General features: G+C 65.1%; 18 protein-coding genes. 12 read left to right on the top strand and 6 right to left on the bottom strand.

Annotation, left to right across the window (positions count from 1 at the left end):
* Positions 1-55: 55 nt before the first annotated feature.
* The 4 genes from U5914_RS08990 to U5914_RS08975 form a co-directional block, all read right to left on the bottom strand.
* The gene (locus U5914_RS08990) at positions 56-649 is read right to left on the bottom strand and encodes a zinc dependent phospholipase C family protein (protein ID WP_336135417.1); all 594 of its coding nucleotides are present in this window, start codon (positions 647-649) and stop codon (positions 56-58) included.
* A 140-nt stretch (positions 650-789) separates the two neighbouring features.
* Complete coding sequence (locus tag U5914_RS08985; RefSeq protein ID WP_336135416.1) at positions 790-1,233, bottom strand: hypothetical protein; 444 nt, start codon at positions 1,231-1,233, stop codon at positions 790-792.
* A 505-nt stretch (positions 1,234-1,738) separates the two neighbouring features.
* Entirely contained in the window at positions 1,739-2,092 is a 354-nt protein-coding gene (locus U5914_RS08980; protein ID WP_336135415.1) for a hypothetical protein, read from the bottom strand.
* Positions 2,093-2,190: 98 nt separating this feature from the next.
* Positions 2,191-3,429: a tRNA pseudouridine(54/55) synthase Pus10 gene (locus U5914_RS08975; RefSeq protein ID WP_336135414.1), complete on the bottom strand. Its 1,239-nt coding sequence runs from the start codon at positions 3,427-3,429 to the stop codon at positions 2,191-2,193.
* Positions 3,430-3,592: 163 nt separating this feature from the next.
* On the opposite strand from U5914_RS08975, the gene U5914_RS08970 reads away from it, so the two are divergent.
* From U5914_RS08970 to U5914_RS08955, 4 genes are read left to right on the top strand one after another with little or no spacing between them, the layout of a single operon-like run.
* Entirely contained in the window at positions 3,593-5,479 is a 1,887-nt protein-coding gene (locus U5914_RS08970) for a DUF4129 domain-containing protein (RefSeq protein ID WP_336135413.1), read from the top strand.
* Positions 5,476-6,129: a DUF7269 family protein gene (locus tag U5914_RS08965; RefSeq protein ID WP_336135412.1), complete on the top strand. Its 654-nt coding sequence runs from the start codon at positions 5,476-5,478 to the stop codon at positions 6,127-6,129. Before U5914_RS08970 ends, U5914_RS08965 begins: the two co-directional genes overlap by 4 nt.
* Positions 6,129-7,385 carry a DUF58 domain-containing protein gene (locus U5914_RS08960; RefSeq protein ID WP_336135411.1) on the top strand — a complete coding sequence of 419 codons (1,257 nt, stop codon included), beginning with the start codon at positions 6,129-6,131 and terminating at the stop codon, positions 7,383-7,385. Before U5914_RS08965 ends, U5914_RS08960 begins: the two co-directional genes overlap by 1 nt.
* Complete coding sequence (locus tag U5914_RS08955) at positions 7,382-8,968, top strand: DUF7519 family protein (RefSeq protein WP_336135410.1); 1,587 nt, start codon at positions 7,382-7,384, stop codon at positions 8,966-8,968. The genes U5914_RS08960 and U5914_RS08955 overlap by 4 nt, the downstream gene beginning before the upstream one ends.
* A 49-nt stretch (positions 8,969-9,017) precedes the next feature.
* Here the strand turns inward: U5914_RS08955 and U5914_RS08950 are convergent, their stop codons facing one another.
* Positions 9,018-10,295 carry an RNA-guided endonuclease InsQ/TnpB family protein gene (locus U5914_RS08950; RefSeq protein ID WP_336135409.1) on the bottom strand — a complete coding sequence of 426 codons (1,278 nt, stop codon included), beginning with the start codon at positions 10,293-10,295 and terminating at the stop codon, positions 9,018-9,020.
* Between the two features lie 53 nt (positions 10,296-10,348).
* On the opposite strand from U5914_RS08950, the gene U5914_RS08945 reads away from it, so the two are divergent.
* The 3 genes from U5914_RS08945 (at position 10,349) to U5914_RS08935 (ending at position 13,697) form a co-directional block, all read left to right on the top strand.
* Positions 10,349-10,486: a hypothetical protein gene (locus tag U5914_RS08945; RefSeq protein ID WP_336135408.1), complete on the top strand. Its 138-nt coding sequence runs from the start codon at positions 10,349-10,351 to the stop codon at positions 10,484-10,486.
* Positions 10,487-10,624: 138 nt separating this feature from the next.
* A complete protein-coding gene (locus U5914_RS08940; RefSeq protein ID WP_336135407.1) occupies positions 10,625-12,385 on the top strand; it encodes a hybrid sensor histidine kinase/response regulator in 1,761 nt (586 codons plus the stop codon).
* 136 nt (positions 12,386-12,521) lie between these two features.
* Positions 12,522-13,697: a Fic family protein gene (locus tag U5914_RS08935; protein WP_336135406.1), complete on the top strand. Its 1,176-nt coding sequence runs from the start codon at positions 12,522-12,524 to the stop codon at positions 13,695-13,697.
* 37 nt (positions 13,698-13,734) lie between these two features.
* On the opposite strand, the gene U5914_RS08930 is transcribed toward U5914_RS08935, so the two are convergent.
* A complete protein-coding gene (locus tag U5914_RS08930; protein ID WP_336135405.1) occupies positions 13,735-14,688 on the bottom strand; it encodes an AAA family ATPase in 954 nt (317 codons plus the stop codon).
* 116 nt (positions 14,689-14,804) lie between these two features.
* On the opposite strand from U5914_RS08930, the gene U5914_RS08925 reads away from it, so the two are divergent.
* The 5 genes from U5914_RS08925 to U5914_RS08905 all read left to right on the top strand — a co-directional run bounded on the left by U5914_RS08925 (position 14,805) and on the right by U5914_RS08905 (position 22,493).
* Positions 14,805-15,992: a sugar phosphate nucleotidyltransferase gene (locus U5914_RS08925; RefSeq protein WP_336135404.1), complete on the top strand. Its 1,188-nt coding sequence runs from the start codon at positions 14,805-14,807 to the stop codon at positions 15,990-15,992.
* On the top strand, positions 15,992-17,782 hold the full coding sequence (gene glmS, locus U5914_RS08920; protein ID WP_336135403.1) for a glutamine--fructose-6-phosphate transaminase (isomerizing): 1,791 nt from the start codon (positions 15,992-15,994) through the stop codon (positions 17,780-17,782). Before U5914_RS08925 ends, glmS begins: the two co-directional genes overlap by 1 nt.
* Before the next feature lie 358 nt (positions 17,783-18,140).
* A complete protein-coding gene (locus U5914_RS08915; RefSeq protein WP_336135402.1) occupies positions 18,141-19,283 on the top strand; it encodes a hypothetical protein in 1,143 nt (380 codons plus the stop codon).
* A complete protein-coding gene (locus tag U5914_RS08910) occupies positions 19,276-21,105 on the top strand; it encodes a DNRLRE domain-containing protein (protein ID WP_336135401.1) in 1,830 nt (609 codons plus the stop codon). Before U5914_RS08915 ends, U5914_RS08910 begins: the two co-directional genes overlap by 8 nt.
* Entirely contained in the window at positions 21,102-22,493 is a 1,392-nt protein-coding gene (locus U5914_RS08905) for a cohesin domain-containing protein (RefSeq protein WP_336135400.1), read from the top strand. Before U5914_RS08910 ends, U5914_RS08905 begins: the two co-directional genes overlap by 4 nt.
* The last annotated feature ends 27 nt before the right edge of the window (positions 22,494-22,520 follow it).

The raw sequence follows: 22,520 nt of genomic DNA, 5'->3' as shown, positions 1-22,520 counted from the left end.
ACCCGCGAGTCGTCGAATCCGGTCGTAAAGTTCGGTGAATCGTGGCTGCACACGGCTACCGGTTGGCAACCGCTGTGAGCGCGCGACGGAACGGGTCGGTGACCAATCGGAGTCCCGGGCGGCCGTCGTAGAGCCAGAGTCCGGTGCCGAGAACGACCGAAAGTAGCTGTAAGGTGAGAACAGGGGTCAGTTCGAAGGAGAGAAGTTGACCGATATACTGGGCGAAGAGATACTGGACGCCACCGCTGAAGGACTCGTGATTCTGGCTCACCGTCGGATTCCCGACGGGCCACAGGATGGGTTCGAGGTAGAGCCGGTTTCTCGACAGCGAGGCGGGGAGCACGTCACCAGCGAAATGGAGCAGGTAGCCGAACCCGAAGGCGATGCCGACGCGGTTGTGACCCCAGCGGCGCGCCACGGCATACACCAAAAGCGAGATTGGGACGGCGACGAATATCGAATGGGCGACGTTCCAGCCGGTTTCGAACAGCCCGAACTGCCAGGCGAGCGGTTTGTCGACGATATCGGGGAACACGGAGCCAAAGGCCAGCGCCACGACGGAGAACTCACCGGGCGGAACGCGGTACCAAAGATGGACGTACGCTGAAAAGAAAACGTAGGCGAACAGCGCGTGCTCCCAGGGCCACATTGTATCACCACCTGCGACTAAGCGTACTATAATTATACGTGGGATATCCGGCCGCCGTGGACAGTAGTGAGTCGAAACAGCACTCCGCTCTAGGCGCCACGGTCTATGGGACGACCAGTTCGGCTCGGGAAGAAACCGGATTATTCGAGATGGGGACGCTCCGTTCCGATGTAGACGCCCGCCTCGCCGTCGATCATCATATCGCGTATTTCACCGCTGAACCGGTATCGCCGCTCCTCGTTTCTGACGATTCCTTCGACACTACTGCCGGAGATGCGGACATCAGCGTCACTACTCGCATCCCTGCCGGGGGCGAGCCGCCCATCGACGGTCAATTCGTATCTCGTTACATCGTCGCGCCCACGTATCAGTAAGTGTCGTTCGAGCCCACCCGTCTGATTTCCCGATGCAGTATCCGATGCATCCGTCCGTCCCGTCCCCGTGATGAGAAACAGGAGACCCATCACCCCCATCTGAGTGTACGCTCTCCGGTTGATACGGACGGTGCCGGGTTCGTCGTTCGGTTCGTCGTTCGGAGAGGTGTCCCTCTCGATGTCATCGACCTCGTCCAGCCCGTGTGCCATGCGGGCGGTAATACAATCATACCCACAATAAATATTGGGATTATTATATATTCATCAGGCCGTGAGTAACCAACTGAATTATAATAACCCATAGTTCGAGTTCTATTTCATTTCGCACTATATCGCGCTTCTAGTGAAGGTATCAAAATCAGAATTCTCCATAATACCATATTAAGTATATAATACCGCCCCTTTCGTTACGGTTCGCTTATACTTCAGACGGGAGCAGGTCCGGCTGCTGTAGACGTTCAGCTTGAACCGTGGTATCCGATATACGAGTCAACCAGAAACTACTCCAGCAGTTCTGCTGGCAAAGGCCCCGAGCACTCCCCCCAGGTGCTGGCACACAGGCTGGCGGGTGAGTACGGAGGGGCCACTCTGACATAGACCATACGAAAGCATAAAACCACGGATAGCAGCGGTGCTAATTTTGGCCGAGACGCACCGAACCGATGCCGCGCGAAGTACGGAGGTGCGACGTATCTTCGTCGAACTCGTCCAGTGGTCACTCGCCGGTCGCGACGACCTCGTAGGACGTATACGCGATGTCATCCGGGGGTCCTGCGAGTAGCGGGTCGAGGATGTCGTCTTCCCACACGTTCCACCCGTCGGGGTACTCGGATTTCGGGACGGGGTCGTCGACCGGCCCCCAGAGCGCTTCCCACGTCTCCCGACTCTCGTAGGTCCAGACTGCGGTATAGCCGTCCGTTCGGTTGCCCTTGATGCCGCGCAGGAAACGATACTCGACGAGGCCCGGCAGGTCGAAGCAACCCCGACGTTCAGCCTCGGCGATGGCGGCCTCGAAATCCTCAGCTGTGGTGTCGACTCCCAACTCGTACCGATGGATGCTGATGATCACGAGTATCGTGATACGGGCGTCGAGGCGGTTAATCCTCCGGGGAGAGGCCGGTGGAGAGCGGACGGTGCTTTTCCCGCTTCGAGGCCGGTAGGCTGATGCTACTCCCCGGAAACGGGCTCGCCATCTCGCTCCAGCCGATACTCGTCGGTGAGGAACGGCTCGTCGACACCCTGTACCGAAATCACGTCGAGGGCAGAAACTTCGGCGTCGACGCCCAGTTCACCGGCGAGGCTCGGCTCCGTCCGCCCCTCGTCGCTACTGACGAGTTCCTTGATGTAGAGGCCGCCCTCGCCGTGGACGTCGACAGTCGCGGTGTATTCGTCCTCCAGTTCGCCCTCGATGGAGAGGACCTGTCGCTCGCGGACGAGGTCGGCCCGTCGGTGGTCGACCCGGTGGGGCGTCCGCTGTTCGATGGTCGCGCCGTCGAGTGCCTCCAGCGCCGCCTCGAAGTCGGCCTCGTCGACGGGTTCGTGGAAGTCGACGGTCGCCCGATAGGTCTTCGAGGCGTCGAGTTCCTTGACCCGTTCGACCATGTCGTAGCGGGCGAAGGCGAGGTTCTCGACTTCGGCCTTGCCGTCGGTGCTGGCGTTGACCTCGGCTTCGAGTTCCTTCAGGTCGGCGTCGCGACGGCGGGGGTTCTTGACCTCCAGCACGAACGGCCGGCCGGTCCCGAGCATGAGCGCGTCGACATCCTCGCGGCCGGCGCCGTGGAAGACGGCTTCCGTGCCGCGGAAGGCGCTCATGAAGGGCGGTGCGACCAGTTCCTCGACGCTCTCGTCGAACTTCACCCACTCGGTCTGGGGGATGTCGCGTTCGAGTTTCCGATAGCGGCCGTAGATGGCGATGGAGTTGCGCTGGACGTCGATTTCGTCGGCTTCGAGGTCGACGGTGAACTGGACGTCGGGGCGCTCGAAATCGACTTCGGCATCGAGTTTCGCGCCGACGCGACGGCCGACCTCGCGGTTGACCTCGGTTTTGAGTTGCTCGCCGACGTCCTCTTCGAGGCCGGCATCGAGGCGGAGCAGGCGGTCGTTCTCCTCGACGAGCGGCGGGACGCGGGTGCCGACCTGATAGGTGTACAGTTCGGTCTCGCCGAGCGCCTCGACGACGCGGTCGGCGAGTTCGTCGAACCGCTCGCAGATGCCCTCACAGACCCAACAGTCCTCGTCGGGGGTCTCGAAAGGGTCGTCGTCCTCCAGCGCGACGGTCGTCCGGAGCGCGCGGCCCCGTTCGGCGTTCGTCAGGCCGAAACTGCGGTCGGCAAAGGGGCGGCCGAGACAGGAATCACAGAGCGGCCCCGTCGCCAACAGCTCGCGGGCGTCGTCGATGACGGTCATTACCCTCCCTCGCAGGTGCGTGGCCTTCGGTCTTCCGTTACGGAGAACGGCACGGCGTCGCCCTCTTCGTCGCGCCCGGAAACCGAATGTCGGCATCCGATTCTTCGGAAAGACGTAAGGGGGTCGGGTTGGCAATCCGGGACATGCATCGGGGGTCGGGCGAGTGAGCAGTCGAGAGCCGTTTCGCGCGCTGGTGACCGTGCTGGCCGTCGTCGCGTTGGTCTTCGCCGCGGGGCTGTTGCCCGCCTTCGGCGGCGCGGCGCCGGCAAGCCAAATCGCCGCCGAGTTGCCCAGTGTCGGGGACGACGCGCCGAGTCCGTCCCAGCAGCAACCGCCCGGTCAGCAACCGGCGCAACGACCGCAGAGCGGGGAATCGGGGACCGGGCCGGAAATCGACCTCTCCGGGATGGACTTCGACCTCTCGGGCGCCGAGGGCTGGGGAAGCCCACCGAATAGCGGGGTTCTCGATGGCCTTCTGGACCTGTTTTCTATCGCGGGCGGCGGTCCCGGTAGCGGGCCGGGTGGCGGTGAAACGCAACCGAGCGACGCCGGCGACAGCGGTGAATCCAGCAGCGACGAATCGGATGGCGGAAGCGGTTCGGACCAACAGACCGGCGACGGTGGCGAGGGGACCGAAGAATCGGACCCCGCCGATTCCGAGCGGTGTCGCCCCGCCAACGACCCTTACGTCGTCTGTTTCGACGAGCAACTCGTCCCGGGCACGACGACCACGCTGCTCGTGTTGGACGGCAACGGCGACTCCGTCTCAGAGGTCGGCGTTCGCGTCAACGGCGAACCCGCGGGGACGACCGACGGGAACGGCCTCGTCGAGGTCGACGTCCCCTACGCCGAACGGATGACCGTGAGCATCGAGTCGGGCGGCACTACCTCGACCGGCGCCTTCTACGCGGTGAGCGCCGCCGAGGACGGCGCTTCGATGACGGTCGAATCCGAGGTCACCATCGAGTTCGCTTCCGAACCCGGCCCCGGCGAGGAGGTCGCCCTCCGAGCGACCGTCTCGGACCAGCCGTTTGCCGATGCCGCGGTGTTGGTCGACGGCGAGGAGCGAGCACGGACCGACGAAAACGGCGTGGCGACGGTGACGATGCCGGCCGAAACCGACGCGACGGTGACGGTGACCCGCGGCGACCTCGAAGGCCAGCGGGAGGTCACGCTCGCGGCGCCGCGTATCGCCCTCGACGGCGAGGGGCCGCTCGGTATCGCGCTGCCCGGACAGTCGGCGACGGTCGTCGTGACCGAATCCGGCGACCCCGTCGCCGACGCCGAGGTCCGCCTCGGCGGTGAGACGATAGGAACCACGGACACCCAAGGCCGCGTCAACGCGACCCTGCCGACCGCGCCGACCGCAACTATCGAGACGACGCTTCCCCCGGGTGTCACCCACGAGCGGACGGCCTATATCGGGCTGGTTCCGGGCATCGTCGGCGCGTTCGTCCTGTTCGTGGTCGCTGGCCTCGCGCTCGTCGTTCGACGGTCGAACGCACGCAGTCCGCGGGAACTCGGGACGGCACTCACGGCGACGGTACAGGGACTCGCCCGCGGCGGCGTCGACCGCGTGGTCGGCCTCGCGGCGACCGTCGAGGCGATGGGGGCCGCGCTTCGGGAGGCGCTAGAATCCCTCTGGGCGGCCCTGCGCTCGAAGGACCCCATCAATGCGCTGCAGGCGCTTTTCGCCCGGTTCCGACGGCGGGTTCGGAACGCCGGTACCGGCGCCGTCGAACGCGTCACGGCCATCGCCACTCGCGGGGGCAGTGGCGGCGACGCGGCCGCGACGACAGCAGACGACGGACCGCCCGTCGTCGAGCGCGCGTGGTGGTCGCTCGTCTCGCTTGTCGGCCTCCGACGCGTCAGCAGGCGAACGCCGGGCGACGTGGCCCGGAAGGCGAAAGCCGCGGGCCTGCCGGACGGGCCGGTCGACCGCCTGACCGAGGCGTTCCGCGCGGTGAAATACGGCGGTCGCGAACCCGAACAGTACGCCGACGAGGCAACTCGTGCGGAGGCCGAACTCGACGGGGGTGAGGACGGATGACGGAAAGACGGGGAGTCCGCAGCGGCATCGTCGCCGTCAGCCTCCTTGCCTTGGTCGGTGCAGGCGTGGCCGTCTTCGCGTCCGGGATGATACCGTCGCCCGTCATCGCCGCTGTCACGAGTCCGTCGCCGGGCGTCCTCATCGCGCTGGTGGCGGCCTTCGGCGGCCTCCTGTGGCTGGCCTCGCTGCAGGGGCGGACGCCCTACTCGGAGGCGCCGCTGGTGTCGCGCCGGGAGCCGACCCCCGAGGCGCCACGCCTCGGCGCCACCGTCGATGCGACCCTCGACCGGGCGACCGACCTCGATATCGCCCGCGACCGGCGCGTCACGACCCGCGAGGACCTCCGCGAGACGCTGTTCGACCTCGCGGTCGACACCTACGCGGGCGCGGCCGCCTGTTCATCGGCGGTGGCCGAACGCGCCATCGAGACGGGGGCGTGGACCGACGACCGGCGGGCGGCCGCGACCCTCAGCGACGACACGGGCCCGGACCTGCCGCTGTGGCTGTGGCTCCTCGACCTGTTCCGCGGCGAGTCGGCGTTCCGCCGTCGCGTCCGCCACACCCTGCGCGCAATCGACGAATTGAGTCGTGCCGACCCCGGCAGCATCGAGGCGTCCGACGAGCGGGCCACCGAGGAGGGCGACGCATGATGCGCTGGCGCGCGGCCGGCGTGGCCGCCCTCGCTGCCGGCACCCTCGGGTTCCTGTTCGGGAATCCGCTGTTTCTCATCATCGCGACAGTACCGACAGTCTACGCGGTGTACGGCTACCTGAGCGGCATCCCCTCGCCGGAGTTGGCCGTCGAGCGGTCGGTCGAGCCCGAGGCCCCCGAACCGGGCGAGGCGGTGACCGTCCGACTGACCGTCGAGAACGTCGGTGAGTCTCCCTTGCCGGACCTGCGGGTCGCGGACGACCCGCCGCCGGTGCCGGTCGACGGGTCGACGGAGGCCGCCAGCGCGCTCCGCGTCGGCGAGTCGCTGACGGTCGAATACGACCTCTCGCTGCCGCGCGGCACCCACGAGTTCGGCGACCCGAGGATAACCGCTCGGGGCGTCGCCGGCCGCCGCGGTGAGGAAGCCGACCACGACGTCGACGGCGCGACCGAAATCACCTGCCGGACGCTGCTCGACGATGTGCCGCTACGGGACCGAACCATCCACTACGTCGGCCGGACACCGACTGATACCGGCGGCAGCGGCGTCGAGTTCTTCAGCACCCGCGAGTACCAGCGCGGCGACCCGGTCAACCGCATCGACTGGCGACGCTTCGCCCGCACCGGCGAATTGACGACCGTCGACATGCGCGTCGAGCGGGCGATAACCGTCGTCTTCGTCATCGACGACCGGGCGGGCGTCCAGCGCTCGTGGCCCGGGTACGGCCCCGACACGCTGGATCTGACGACCTACGCGGTCTCGCGGGCGCTGCCCTCCCTGCTGGAGTCGAACCACCGCGTCGGCGTCGCCGCCTGCAGCGGCTTGGCGGCCGACGACCTCGCGAGTTACACCGACCCCGGCCGCGACGCGGCGACCCGGTCGGCGGCCAGCGAGACGGTCGAGTACGCACAGGCCGACGGCGGGGGCGTCTCGGCGGAGCGGGCGATTCGCGCCCTCCGGGAGCGCCTGCCCGCGAACGCGCAGGTGGTCCTGTGTACGCCGCTGACCGACGGCTTCGCCGAGGACCTCGTCGAGGAACTGGAAGCCGGCTCTCACGGCGTGACGATACTCTCGCCCGACCTGACGACGGCGGGCGGGGACCCCTCGCTCGGCGCGGCGACGGAAGCGCTCCAGCGCCGGGCGCGGGCCGACCGCCTGCAACGCCGCGGCGTCCCGGTCGTCGACTGGTCGCTCGAGGACCCGCTGGCGCTGACGCTCTCGAAGGTCTTCGAGACGTGGGGTGAGACCCGATGAGTTCGACCTCGCCGCTCGTCGAGGCCAGTCGCCCGACGCTCCGGCAGCGAGTCGCCGAAGCGCTCGACGACGCCCGCCATCGGTTGACGGCGCCGCGACTCAGCGACGCCGTCGCCGCCGCCGTCGCGGTCGTCGCGACCGCGCTGGTCGGCAGCCTCGTCCTCGGGGAGACGGTCCTCGTCGGTCTCGGTGGGGGCGCCGCCATCGCCGTCGCGCTGTATCTGCTCAACAGCGACCGAACGCCCGTCCGCTTTTTGGGCGGCATCGCCGTCTTCGTCGCGGGACTGGCGTGTGCACTCACGCTGGAGGCCGCCGTCGGCGCGCTGGAGACCTCGCCCGTGGCGGCCCTCGTCACGCTCGTCGCGACGGGCGCGACCGTCGCCGTCGGCGTCGCCGCGCCGCTGGCGGCGACCCGAGCGCCCGACCGCGGCCGGTTCCTCGTCGCGACCAAGCGGGCCGTCCTCGCCTTGCTCGGCGCGCTCGCGTTGCTCGCGGCGTTCATCTCGCCGAACCTCACGCTGGCGACGACGGCGCTGGACCTCGCGGTCGGCGTCGGCCGCTCGATTCTCGGCCATCTGCTGGCCTCGCCGCCGACCTACGCCGTCCTGACCGCGCCATTCGTCGTCCTCGGGGCGACGCTGGGCCTGCTGTGGGCGGTGCGGGTCGTCCCCATCGACGCGCTGGTGCCACCGTCCTCGCGGGACGCCGTCGTCAACGCGCTGGACGGCACCGAGCGAGCGCTGGGCTACCTCTTTTTGGCCAGTTTCGTCTGGATAATCGGCGTCGCCGGCCTCGTCGCCTCCGTCGGGACGCCCCGGCTACAGGCGCTTCTGGTCGCCGTCCCGCCGAACGCCGCACGGGCGCTGGCTCTCTTGGCGCTGCCGGCCGGCCTGCGGGTGGCACTGCTCGGCCTCACGACGGTCGCGGTGGGCGCGGGCCTTCTCACGCGCCTCCTGCGGCGCGTCCGCCGGATGAACGCCCAGTGGCTCGCCCGCGCGCTCGCACCGACGCTCGGCGGGGCGGCCGTCACCGCCGCGCTCGGCTGGTATCTCTCGCAGGGGGCCGGACTGGCGACCTTCCGGCGAGGGCTTCGGGCCGTGAACAACCCCGCCGCCGAGTTCCTCGCCACGCTGGGGCCGTATCGACTGGCCGTCGCGTTGCTTTTGGCCTGCGGCGTCGTCGCCCTGCTGGCGCTGTTCGGCTTCTCGGTGCTGACGGTACTGGTCCTACCGAACCGACTCACGGGGCCGGCACTGGCCGCCTTCGGCGTCTTCACCTGCGCGCTCGTGGCCGCACTCGTCGGGGCGGCCCTGCCCGCGCTCGTGGGCGCCGTCGCGGCCGTCGTCGTCTGGGATGCCAACACCTTCGGGCGGGAACTCCGCGACCAGTTGCCGAGCGGGCCCTCCTCGGCGAGAACCGAACTCGTCCATCTCGCCGGCAGTCTCGCGGTCGGCGCGGTCGCCGTCGGCGTCGCGGTTCTCGTCGCCGGGTCGGTCGGCACGGTCGCGGCACCGTCGGCGACCGCGTTGGTCGCGCTCCTGTTGGCGGCCGGCGCTGGACTGACACTTCTCAGCGTCTCATGACATCCTCCCCGCCGTGAACGGCGGGGTTTCCTCGCGCTGGGAGTATCGACTACCGGCCCACGGAGGCAACTTGCGGGTTCGTATGCTCCTCGTTGGGACGGGGAGAGTGTGATGACTCCAACCATTCGTGGTTGTCCCACTTGAGGCATACAGGCCGTGCCATCGGCCGTGTTACCGTTGTCTGCCGCCGAAGGAACGTCTCTGACGCCACGAGGTCGGCGTTCCCTTCGAAGCCACACGGACACGTCAGCGTATCGCGGTGGCGCGTCGTATCCTCTGTCGAACCACAGTTCGGACACTCCTGACTCGTCCACGCCTCAGACCGTACTTCCACCGAGATACCGTATTCCTCAGCGGTACACGCCAGTCGATTCACGAACGCTCTAAACGCCCAGAAGTTGTGCGTCTTGGCGTTCGTCTCTACCGACCAGTGCGTCTCAAGCACGTCCGTCAGCGCCCCGACGTACACTGTCGATACACCTTCGTCGTACAGGCGTTCGATGAGGTCACGGGCCAGTGCGTCTTGAGCGTGGTCACGTCGCTTGGTACGGCGGTCGTACAGGCGTCGGATTCGGTGACTGCTGTATCGACCGTCCTCCAAGAGTGATTGGAGTCGGGCGATTTCTCGCGTTGTCGCGCGGAATCGTTTGAACAGGTCGCGTCCTTCGTACAGGAGTTGCTGGCCGGTTGTTGTCGTGCAGGCGACGAGGTTGTTCGCACCAATATCCAGAGCGGCTTCTTCCGAAGCCAGTGGTTGTGCCAGTCGAGAATCATCGACAGTGACTGGCTGAAAGGCCCTGAATGTCTGTGCTTGCTCGTCGTAGAACAACTCCAACCGACCTTGCTTCTCGTACTCCTTCCAATTGGGGTCGCCTCGAACTTCGAGGCGTAGACGTTCGCGGTGTCCCAACCCGAACTCGTCTTTCAGGTCTTCCCCGACGAGAATTTCGAGGCGGGAGTATTCGCCCCACTCGACGGAGTATGACGTGTTTCGGATGTACGTTCGGAGTTCTCGTCCATCGTCTGCGTTACCCCAGAATCCGGGTTTGCCGTTGGCTTCGCCCTTCTTCTTGAGGCTGAAGAACGACTTCCACGCTTCGCGGTTCTTGCGTTCGATTTGCTGAACCGTGGACGCGCCGAGAACACCGCCATAGCAACCGCGATACTCGCTGATTCCCCATACGTCGCAGTCTGGGTCAGCGTAGTTCCCGCGGCGCTCGTAGTTGATTTCGTTCCAGAGAGCGGCAGAAGCGTCCAACAGGCGGCGAAGTAACTCCTCGTCCTCGTCGGACTGCGGAATCACCTCGAACGTGTTGGCTCGCTTCATCGACTACTGTTTGTATCGGAACACACATAAATATGAGGTTTGTGTGTTACTGTATGGTCGAAGTCCGAATCGAGTTCGATGACGAAGAACAGTACGGGCGATTGAAGGAACTGAAGAAACACCGAGGGTTGACGTGGAAGGGATTGCTCCTCGAAGGGGAGAAGAAGGTCAGAGAGGATACCCCGGAGTAAGCGTCGAGCGTGGTCTGTGTCGTGGAGTGTCGGATTCACGCCCGCGCTAAAGTGCGGGACTCTCTCCTTGATTCAGGTAGCGTCTCGGGGCCGAATTCGGCCTTGGAGTTTATGCCGCAGTATCCTTTATGCGGGGATATGGCCCGCCCAATCGAGGTTCTCCACGTCGACGACGACGCGGCGTTCGGAGACCTCGTCTCGGACGCTCTCGAGCGCGAGGCCGACTGGCTGTCGGTCCGCACCGAGACGAACGCGGCGGACGCGCTGGAACGTATCGAGGCCGAGTCGCCGGATTGTGTCGTCAGCGACTACGAGATGCCCGAGATGGACGGCATCGAGTTCCTCGGGGCCGTCCGAGAGGAGCATCCGGAACTTCCGTTCATCCTCTTTACCGGCCAAGGAAGCGAGGCGGTCGCCAGCGAGGCGATGTCGGCGGGCGCGACCGAGTACCTCCAGAAGACCACCGGCAGCAACCAGTACGAACTGCTCGCCAACCGCATCCGAAACGCCGTCGAGAAGTACCGTTCCCAGAAACGCCTCGAACGGGAACGGTCCCGGATGCAGTTCGCGCTCGAATCAGCGAACGCCGCCATCTGGACCCGCGATATCGAGACGGACGGAATGGAGATACACCCCACCGTCTGCCCGGTGTTCGACACCCCCATCGACTGCTTCGATGACTTCCTCGCCGAAGTCCACCCGGCCGACCGCGACAGCGTCGAGGAGACGGTGCGGTCCGCCGCAGCGAACGGCGACGCCTACTCGATGCAGTTCCGCTTTCCCGGCACCGACGGCACCCGCTGGGGCGAGATGAACGGCCGAACCATCCACGAGGACGGCACCCCCGCCTTCCAGACCGGCATCACGCGCGATATCACGCCGCAGAAGGAGCGAAAGCGCCGCTTCGAGACGCTCATCAGCAACCTGCCGGGGATGGTCTATCGGTGTCGGAACGAACCGGGGTGGCCGATGGAGGACGTCCGCGGCGACGTCGCCTCCTTTACGGGATACACCGCCACGGAACTGGAGACGGGAACGGTCCAGTGGGGTGAGCAGGTCCTCCATCCCGACGACAGCGAGTGGATCTGGGAGGCGGTTCAGTCGTCGCTGGAATCGACCGGCTCCTTCGAGGTCACCTACCGCATCCGGACCCGCGAGGGCGAGACGCGATGGGCGTGGGAGCGCGGCCACGGCATCTACGGCCCCGACGACCAACTGGAGGCCCTCGAAGGGTTCATCACCGACATCACCGACCAGAAGGAGCGGGAGCGGCGCCTCGAACGGCAGAACGAACGCTTCGACGAACTGGCGAGCGTCGTCTCCCACGACCTGCAGACGCCGCTTTCGGTCGCGCGCGGTCGGCTGAAGTTGGCCGCCGAAACCGGCGATATCGAGCACATCGAGGAAGCACGGTCGTCGCTGGACCGCCTCGACGACCTCCGCGAGGACCTCGTCGGGCTACTGCGGACCGGCGACATCGTCAGCGCGACCGAACGCGTCGACGTGGCGACGCTCGCGGCCGACGCGTGGGAGCGCGTCAACGCACCCGAAAGCGCGCGACTGGATGCCGAGGACGCGCCTCGAACCGACGGTGACCCCGATGCCATCCGTCGGCTCCTGCAGAACCTGCTTTCGAACTCGGTCGAACACGGACGCGAGGATGGTGACACGACTATTCGGGTCGGCGCCCTCGACGACGGTTTCTACGTCGAAGACGACGGCCCCGGTATCCCACCCGAGGACCGCAAGGACGTCTTCACGCCCGGCTTTACGACCAAGACCGGCGGAACCGGCATGGGAATGGCCAGCGTCGCCGGCGTCGTCGACGCCCACGGCTGGGACATCGACATTACCGACGCCGAGGAACTCGACGGTGTACGGTTCGAGATTCGGGAGTAATCGGGGGAGTCGCGCTCCTATTTCGCTTGAATTCATAGACGGGTAGATAGTGCAATAAAGGACAAAAACCACCCTCCTTGGTTGCATTAGAAGTAGTTAAATTCATGCTTCTCGGGTTTCTGCTATGGATAGATGCATGCAGAAGAGTGAGTTAGCAGAGACGGCGCCGGGGAAACTCATCTCATACGGGAGAGAGTCGTATTACAAACCGGACCCGTTGCCACCGTCCCGTGACCTCGAGTTAGAAACTGAGTTCTACGAAACAGTCGCCGACGCCACCTTTTGGCTCGGAAAACTGTGTGGCGTCAGTCTCGAGTTGGATTTCCCACCGGTCCTGTATACGTCCCTCCTTCGGAAAGAGGCGATGGAGTCCGCTGAAATCGAAGGCGCGGATGTCGATTACAACGCCGTTTATAGCCGCGAAACGCGCCGCCTCGACGAATCCACAGGAGCTGTTGGTACCATCTCCAATAAGACAGGGACGAAGGATACCCAAGAAGTTCTGAACTACGAGCGAGCAGTCACAGAAGGTATCGAGACACTGGATGCCGGTAACGAGATTACAACTACTCTCCTCCACGAACTTCACGAGACACTACTGACCGGTGTTCCGGATGACCGCGTTGACACCGATACGATTGGCGCGTATAAATCAACCCCGAACCACATAGGGGACTTCCTCCCACCTATCCCAAGCGTCGTTGACGGGTTGATGGATGCATTGATGACGTATTATCGTACTGGCGGCAGTTATCATGCACTCGTCGACCTCGCTCTGTTTCACTATCAGTTCGAAACGATCCATCCATATGGCGATGGAAACGGTCGTCTCGGCCGATTACTCATCACGCTCCAGTTGTACGATGCTGGCTATCTCGAACGCCCGAATCTCTACCTTAGTGAGTACTTCAACCGGAACAAGGCGGCGTACATCGACCGACTGCAGGCCGTTCGAACTGACGGTGACTGGGAGGCGTGGCTGTCGTTCTTCATCGAAGGGGTCGCCAAGCAGGCCGAAGAGTCAGTCACTCGAACCATAGCGTTGGACGAACTCCGACGCCGGTATGACGATGAGTACGGTGGTGTCTCGTACACAAAGAATCGTCTTGCCTGCACCCTTTTCGAGCAACCCTATGTCACCACCCAGACCGTCGCAGACAGGTTCGACGTCGAACGATCAACGGCCTATCGCGCGATCTCGAAACTGGTAGACGAGGATATCTTGGAGGAAGTAACTGGCAAGAAACGCAACAAGGAGTACCGTGCGAAGGAGATTTTCGACATCCTCGAACAGCCCCCCCAAACGTATTGAACCGCTTGGGTACCGGATACCTCGGTTACGACGACGACTACCCGTCCATCTCGGGGACGGCCACCCGGTCGAGGACGGCCTCGATGACCTCGGATTTCTCGGTATCGCGGACCTGTGCCTCCCCGGTGAGAACGAGGCGGTGGGCGAGGACGGACTGGGCGACGGCCTGCACGTCGTCCGGAGCGACGAACGACCGGCCTGAAAGGACCGCCCGCGCACGAGCGGCCTCGAAGAACCGCTGGACGCCGCGCGGAGAGACGCCCACGTCGACGCGGCTGTCCTGTCGGGTCTCTCGGCCGAGGTCGACGATGTACTCCCGGACGTTCTTCTGAACGTCGACGGTCTCGGGGACCGTCTGGAGGTCAGCGACCGTCTCGCGGTCGACCATCGATTCGGCATCCGGCGCCTTCTCCGTCCGGTCGGCGCGGCGGTCGATGAGTTCGAGTTCACCGTCGCGGTCCGGATAGCCCATCGAGGTCTTGACCGTAAAGCGGTCGACCTGCGCCTCGGGCAACTGGAAGGTGCCCTCCTGTTCGACGGGGTTCTGCGTCGCGAGCACGAAGAAGGGCGAGGGCAACTCGTGGGTCGTTCCGTCGACGGAGACCTGTTCTTCCTCCATCGCTTCCAGCAGGGCGGCCTGCGTCTTCGGCGGCGCGCGATTGATTTCGTCCGCGAGGACGACGTTGGCGAAGATGGGCCCCTCGGAGAACTCGAACTCCCGGTCCTTCTCGTTGAAGACGTGCGTGCCGGTGATGTCGGCGGGCAGGAGGTCCGGCGTGAACTGGATGCGGTTGAACTCCAGGCCGAGCGCCGTCGAGAGCGTCCGAGCGGTCAGCGTCTTGCCGGTTCCCGGCACGTCCTCCAAGAGCGCGTGGCCGTCCGCCAGCACCGCCGTCAGCACGGTTTCGAAGAACTCGCGGTCCCCGATGACGGTCCGTTCGACTTCGTCGAGTACCTCCCCACACACCTGCGACGCGTCCGCGTGATCCATACTCCAGAGGGACGGAGGGAACTACAAATAGCTACGCCTTGGGGCGGCGGTCGATAATCGCCGAGCATGCCACCGCCTGCCGACAGTTTGATTCGGTGGCAGGACAACCGAGAGATATGAACGTTGCAACAGGGGTCGTCCTCGCGGCGGGGGAAGGGACGCGGCTCCGCCCCCTGACCCACAACCGCCCGAAGACGATGCTGCCGGCGGCCGACCGGCCGATACTCGAACACGTCCTCGACGTCCTCGTCGAGGCCGGTATCGAGCGGCTCTGTCTGGTCGTCGGCTACCAGCGCGAACGCGTCCAGGAACACTTCGGCCACGCCTACCGCGACGTGCCCATCAGTTACGTCCATCAGGAGAAACAACTCGGGAGCGGCCACGCCCTCCAGCAGGCCGACGGCGACATCGAGGGGCCGGTACTCGTCCTCAACGGCGACCGAGTCATCGACGAGCGAATCGTCGACGACACGCTCGACACCTTCGACGGAAGACCGACCGTCGCGGTGCTCGACCATCCGACACCCTCCGAGTACGGCGCCGTCGAGGTCGACGGGGACCGCCTCGTCGAGTTGGTCGAGAAACCCGACTCCGACGAGTACGGCCTCATCAACGCCGGGGTCTATGCGTTCGATACCGACGTCTTCGATGCCATCGAGCGGACGCCCCGACGCGAGGGCGAACTCCAGTTGCCCGACGTCATCGGGACGCTGATGGACGACGGCGAGGTGCGGGCGGCCCGAACCGACGGCCTCTGGGTCGACGCCACCTACCCGTGGGACCTGCTGTATCTGACGCGAAAGCTCCTCGCGGAAGGCCGGGTCGACCTTCCCGAACGGGGCGAGTCGGGCGTCTGGGTCGCCGACAGCGCCCGGGTTCACGAGGACGCGACGCTGCAGGCACCCGTCGTCGTCGGTCCGGACGCCGAAATCGCCGCGGGGGCAGTCCTCGGTCCGAACGTCGTCGTCGGCCGGAACGCGACGGTCGGGTCGAACGCCACCGTCGAGGACGCCTTACTGGACGCCGACACGCGCGTCGGGGCAGGGTCGACGCTGATTGATTGTGTCGCCGGCCAGAGCGTCACCGTCGGCGCGGGAACCGTCGTTCCCGGCGGCCCCGCAGACGTTCGTGTCGGCACCTCCGTCTTCGAGACCCAGCGACTCGGTGCGGTGCTGGCCGACCGCGCGAGCGTCGGCGGCGGCGTCACCGTCGCACCGGGGACGCTCGTCGGCGCCGACGCAACGGTCGGTGACGGCGCGACCATCGCCGGGTGGATCGAAAACGACGTGGAGGTGGTCCGCTGATGTGCGGCATCATCGGCTGTGTCGGCGGTGACGGCACGCTGGATACCCTGATGCACGGCCTCTCGAAGTTGGAGTACCGGGGCTACGACTCGGCGGGCGTCGCCCTCGTGGGCAACGGCGGCCTCGACGTCGTCAAGAAGGCCGGCGAACTCGACGCGCTCCGGGAGACGCTCGAAACCCGGACCGTCTCCGGGACGGTCGGTATCGGCCACACGCGCTGGAGTACCCACGGCCCGCCGACGGACGCCAACGCCCACCCCCACCGGGATTGCTCCGACCGCGTCGCCGTCGTCCACAACGGCATCATCGAGAACTATCAGGAACTGCGGGACGAACTCGCCGGGTCGGGCCATACCTTCGACAGCGAGACCGACACCGAAGTCGTCCCCCATCTCGTTGAGGTCGGCCTCGGTTCGGGCCTCGACGCCGAGGCCGCCTTTCGGGAAGCTATCGAGCGACTGGAGGGCAGTTTCGCCATCGCGTGTGTCATCGAGGGCACCGAGACGGTCTTCGTCGCGCGCAACGACTCGCCGCTCGTGCTCGGCATCGGCGACGACGCGACCTACCTCGGCAGCGACGTGCCCGCCTTCCGGGAGTTCACCGACAAAGTGGTCTATCTCGAAGACGGCGAAATCGCGTGTCTGACCGCCGACGGCTGGGAGGTCTCGACGCTCGACGGCACATCCGTCGAGAAATCCGTCGAGACCGTCGAGTGGGACGCCGAGGAGACCGGCAAGAGCGGCTACGACCACTTCATGCTCAAGGAGATTCACGAGCAGCCGCGGGCCCTGCGGCAGTGCCTGCAGGGCCGGGTCGACGAACTCGCCGGCGAGGTGACCCTCGAGGAGTTGGGCGACCTCGAACTCGACCGCGTGCATCTGGTGGCCGCGGGGACGAGCTATCATGCCGCCGTTTACGGCGCCCAACTGCTTCAGGCCGAGGGCGTCCCCGCCCAAGCGTTCTTCTCCCACGAGTACGCCAGTTCGTCGCCGCCCACCGAGGACGCCCTCGTGGTCGGCGTCTCCCAGAGCGGCGAAACCGCGGACACGCTGGCCGCGACGCGTGCGGCGCGCCGACGCGGCGCCGAGACGCTCGCGCTGACTAACACCGTCGGCTCGACGATGGCACGGGAGTGCGACCACGTTCTCTACATCCGGTCGGGGCCGGAAATCGGCGTCGCCGCGACCAAGACCTTCGCCGGCCAGCAGGTCGCGCTGAACCTGCTGACGCTGGCGACGACCGACGGCGAGACCGACCGCGACGTCATCGCCGCGCTTCGGGACCTCCCGAGCGACGTCCAAGAGGTGCTGGATACCTCGCAGGCCGAGGCCGTCGCCGAAGAACTGCTCGACAGCGACGCCTACTTCTTCATCGGCCGCGGGCTCGAATACCCCGTCGCGCTGGAGGGCGCGCTGAAGATGAAGGAGATAACCTACGAACACGCCGAGGGCTTCGCGGCCGGGGAGTTGAAACACGGCCCGCTGGCGCTGGTGACCGGAAACACGCCCGTCTTCGCGACGGTAATCGGCGACGGCGAGATGGCCCGCAAGACCATCGGGAACGTCAAAGAGGTCGAAGCACGGGACGCGCCCGTCGTGGCGGTGACCGATGGACAAAGCGACGTCGAGCGATACGCCGACTACGTGCTGGAGATTCCCGAGACGCATCCGCGTGCGGCGGCCGTACTGGCGAACGTCCAGTTGCAGTTGGCGTCGTATCACACCGCCGCGAAGTTGGGCAGGTCGATCGACAAGCCACGGAATCTGGCGAAAAGCGTCACTGTGGAGTAGGTTCGAACTGCTTGCGGAACGCTCGGCCGACGAAGCCGTCGCCGGCACGTTTTCACACTTGGCCGCCCGGCATTGACCATACCGCACTAGACGTCAGGGTCTCGCAGGACGCGCTGGCCTAACCGGCGGTTGATTACAACTCAGTTACTGCGACGGCATTCCTTGCCGATTTACTCAAAACCGTCCCATTGCGAGTCGACAGTACGGCCAGCTTACTGAAGGCGACGTTCAGAGGAGACTGTATGCTGAATATTACTAAACGATAGCTACGGTATTGGTTTGGTCATGGTACCAGCTGCAGTTGAAGCATCGATAAAAGGGAACATCGGTTCGGGGAATCCGGGGCGATGGTGAACTGATGCGATCGAGTTATTTCGACTTCTTCGGGGAAGTTCTCCTCGAAGTTCGGGGCGAGGGCGGACGCTCTACCTCGCAGTTCCGGGAGATGTACCCGTACTTTGAAAGCGATGTTTCTGAAAGTGAACCAGACATCGTCGTCGAACGTACGACGGCAACTCCGGACCCCGATATCGTTCTGGGGGACCCGACGGATTACTACGGCTGGACTGGGGACCTGTTCGTGGTCCGGAACGGTTCGAACTTCATGGCGGTCGAACCCGGCTGGGAGCATATCTACGTCAGTCCCGGCTGGGAACCGTTCTACGCTACATACCCCATCGAGTTCGCCATTCGGAGCCGTCTAGTCGAACGGAACGAGGCGCTCATTCACGCCTCCGGGGTCGAACTCGACGGCGAGACCACGGTGTTCCCTGCCTGGCGCGGCGCTGGCAAGACCAACACGCTGCTGTCCCTGCTCCGGGCCGGCGGGCACTTCCTCGCTGACGACCGACTCTGGGTCGGTGCCGACGGCGACGCGCGCGGATATCCGCTCGGAGTCAACCTCCAGCCGTACAACGTCGAGTCGTTTCCGGAAATCGAACTCGAGTACGACGGTCTCGTCGACCGAGCGAAGCCCGAGATCGATCAGTACATCAAAGAGCACTTCGCCAGCGGTACCTCGATACCCGAGAAGGGCGTTCGATTCCTCGCCAGACAGGTCCTCGAATCCAACGAGCGGAACTTTACCCACATCGATTCGCTGTTCCCGGATGCGGAGTACACGGAAACATCCAGTATTGACAACGTCATTCTCCTCCGTGCGGCGCCGAACTCGGAGACCGTCTCCCTCGAACCGGCGTCTCCCGAAACCATGCTGCCAGCCCTTCGCGCAATAAACAACTACGAGTGGAACCATCGCCTCGGGGAGTACTTCAACGCGTACGACTCCCTCGTTCCGGGCGCCTCGATGGCCGACCGCCTGCACGACGTCATCGAACGCGAGGAGGAGATACTGGTCGACCTGCTTCGCCAAAAGAACACCTACGTTGCTGAGATTCCGCGTAATAAAGACTGGGGCGAGAGCGGAATCGACCGAGACGTCGTCGAGACGATTCGGTCGCTGGAGGGACGACACGACAGAGAGGTCGCGTACCATGACTGACCCAGAGACCGACTCGGGGGCACGATTCCCGGGGGAGACGACCCGACGGACGGTCCTGAAGACCATTTCTGTCGGGGCCGGACTGGCGACTATCGGCGGGACGGTCAGTTCCGCGGCGTCGGAGGACTACTGGACCGTCGTCGCGCTGACGGACACGCAGTTCTACGCGAGAGACGAGCGGTTCGGCCGCGAACAGACCGAGTGGATCGTGAACAACCTCGAGGCGGAGAACATCGTGTTCGTCTCTCACGGGGGCGACATCGTCAACAACGCCGACAACGACGACGAGTGGGCCTACATGACCGACGCGATGTCCCTTCTCGACGGGCAGGTACCGTACGGGACGGTGACCGGAAACCACGAGTACGAGGAGTGGTTCGACCGCAGTTCCTCGATCGAGAACTACAAGCAGTACTTCGGCCCCCAGAACTTCACGGACCGGGACTGGTACGGCGGTGCCGGACCCACGAACGGCGACCCGAACCGCGACGAGTTGAACTCCTATCAGCTGTTCTCGGCTGGCGGCTACGACTTCCTGCACCTGGCGCTGGAGTGGGAAGCCCCCGGAAGCGTCGACGACCCGGACACGCCGCTGGGCTGGGCACAGTCGGTCCTCGATGACTATCCCGACCGACCGACGATTCTGACGACCCACTCCTATCTCAGAGACGACACGGAGGACTGGTCGACCGTCGTCCAGGAGGTGGATGACGACGGCAACACCGGGGCGACGGTGTGGGAGAGCCTCGTGAAACCGAACCCGCAGGTGTTCATGACCCTCAGTGGCCACTGGTTCAACGACGACGGCGAGTATCGGCAGGTGTCGATGAACGACGCCGGCAGCCCCGTCTACCAGATGCTCGCGAACTATCAGGGGCGGGACTTGCGGGGAGAGGGATACCTCCGGCGAATCGAGTTCCACCCCGGCGGAGGGACCGACGCGCCCGACCGCATCCAGGTGCGCTCGTACTCGCCGGTCCTCGAGGAGTACTACGAGGACGCGGACAGCAAGTTCGGGTTCGACCTCGACTTCGACGAGCGATTCGACGCGTCCGGCTCGGATTCCGGTGACGACTCCGAGGCGAGCGCCGACTTCCGACAGGGAGTGGACGGCTACGCGGGCACGGTGGACACCAATCTCGTCGAGAAGGACCCCGAGACGAGTTTCGAAACGGCCTCGACGATCACCGTCGACGCGAAAGAGCCACAGGACACCCAGAACAGGGCACAGGCGCTCGTCCGCTTCGACGACGTCTTCGGCTCCGGTGAGACACAGGTACCGCCGTCCTCGACGATCACGAACGCGACACTGTCGGTCGAAACGGTCGACGAGGGAAGCGGCGCAGCGGTTCATCGGATGCTCACCGAGTGGAGTGCGGGAGAGACGTGGGATTCGGCTGGTGACGGCATCCAACCGGACGGCGAGCAAGCGACAGTCGACCCCGACACGGAGGTCGGTCCTGTCGGGACGGGGCCGACGTCTATCGATGTCACCGGAAGCGTCCAGGCATGGGCTGACGGCGAGACGAACGCCGGTTGGGCGTTCCTGCCGCTCGGAGACGACGGGTGGGACTTCGCGACCGCCGACAGCGAGAGTCCACCCCGCCTGACGGTCGAATACGAACCACCGGACACCTCCGAAGGCGGGAGTGGCGACGCCGACGGTGACGGGGATGTCGACGGCGACGATGTCGACGTCGTGCAGGAGCACATCGCGGACAAGGACGTCGACATCGACACCGAAGCCGCCGACGTGGACGGCGACGGTGACGTCGACATCGGCGATGCCGTCCGTATCCGGACGGAGGCCGGAGGAGAATGATGAACGAACGCTGGAAATCCGTCGCGACCGTGTCGATACTCGTCCTCTTGGTAGTCGCTTCCCCGTTTGCGGTCGCGTCTGCGGAGACGAGAGCCGGCACGGCTATCAGTATCGGCCCCGAGGCGAGCGACAGCCCCGACGGGACGGCCACTGAAGCCCCGGGTGAGACGATTACGCTGACCGTGTGGGCGAACGCCACGAACGTCTCCGGCTACCAATCGAGGGTGACCTTCGATTCGGACGTGCTAGCAGTCACTGACATCACCGGGACTTCGGACTTCGAGTCCCCGGTTGCGAACGTCGATAACGAGAACGGAACAGTGACGTTCAACCAACTCCGTTCGGACGAAGCGACGGACCCGCTGCTGGCCGAAATTTCGGTCGAGGTCGTCGGCACTGACGGCCAGCAGAGCGACCTGTCGTTCGATATCTCGGAGACGAAATTCAGCAACAATACTGGCGGGACGTTCCAACCCGATAGTTCGGGCTCGCTGACTATCAACGTCGAGTCGACGTCTACAGGGACCGAAACGCCGACCGAGACTACCACGGCGACACCCACCGAAACGGCGACGCCGACCGAGACGACCACAGCAACGCCTACCGAAACGACAACGCCCACAGAGACCACCACGGCGACGCCCACGGAGACTGAAACGCCCACCGAGACGGCAATACCAACAGAAACGGCGACGCCTACCGAAACGGCGACGCCTACCGAAACGGCGACACCCACCGAAACCGCGACACCGACCGAGACTACCACGGCAACACCAACACCCACCAGCGGTACTGGCTCGAACGCCGGTGGAGGTGGCGATAGCAGCGACAACAGCGGGTCCAGCGCTGGTGGTAGCACCGGTGGAGGGACCGAAAGACCGTCGCCTTCGTTCCACATCAGATCGGTGGAGATCAACAGGACCAACGCCACCGCTGGAGAGGAGGTAACAGTCGGGGCGGAGGTTCGGAACAGTGGCGGAGACGGAACCTACACAGTACAGTTCGCAGTCAATGAGACCGCGATCGAGACATCGAACGTCGACATCGATTCGGGAGACACCCGAACGATAACGTTCACACGACGGCTCTCGAATCCGGGGACCTACGAGTTCAGTCTCAACGGTCAAGCCGTCGGGACGACGAACGTTACGGCGGCGACATCGACCCCCACGTCCTCCCCGCAGGAGACCGACACGGAAACGTCGACGGCAACCGATCGCTCGACGCCAGCGCAGACCACGACTGACCCCGCGAATCAATCGCCGGGAACGACGACCGAAACGAGTGGGATAGTCGGCCGGTCCGGATCGGGCTTCGGCGCGTCCGCCGTACTCTCCGCGGTCGCGATACTCGTCAGCGGACTACTGCTCTACAGGCGTCAAAAGTGATAGCGTCAGACCCGCCACACCGCGGTT

It is taken from the genome of Natronomonas amylolytica (genome assembly GCF_037031205.1).
GTDB classification, from domain to species: Archaea; Halobacteriota; Halobacteria; order Halobacteriales; family Haloarculaceae; genus Natronomonas; species Natronomonas amylolytica.
This window is presented reverse-complemented; position numbering and strand designations above follow the sequence as displayed.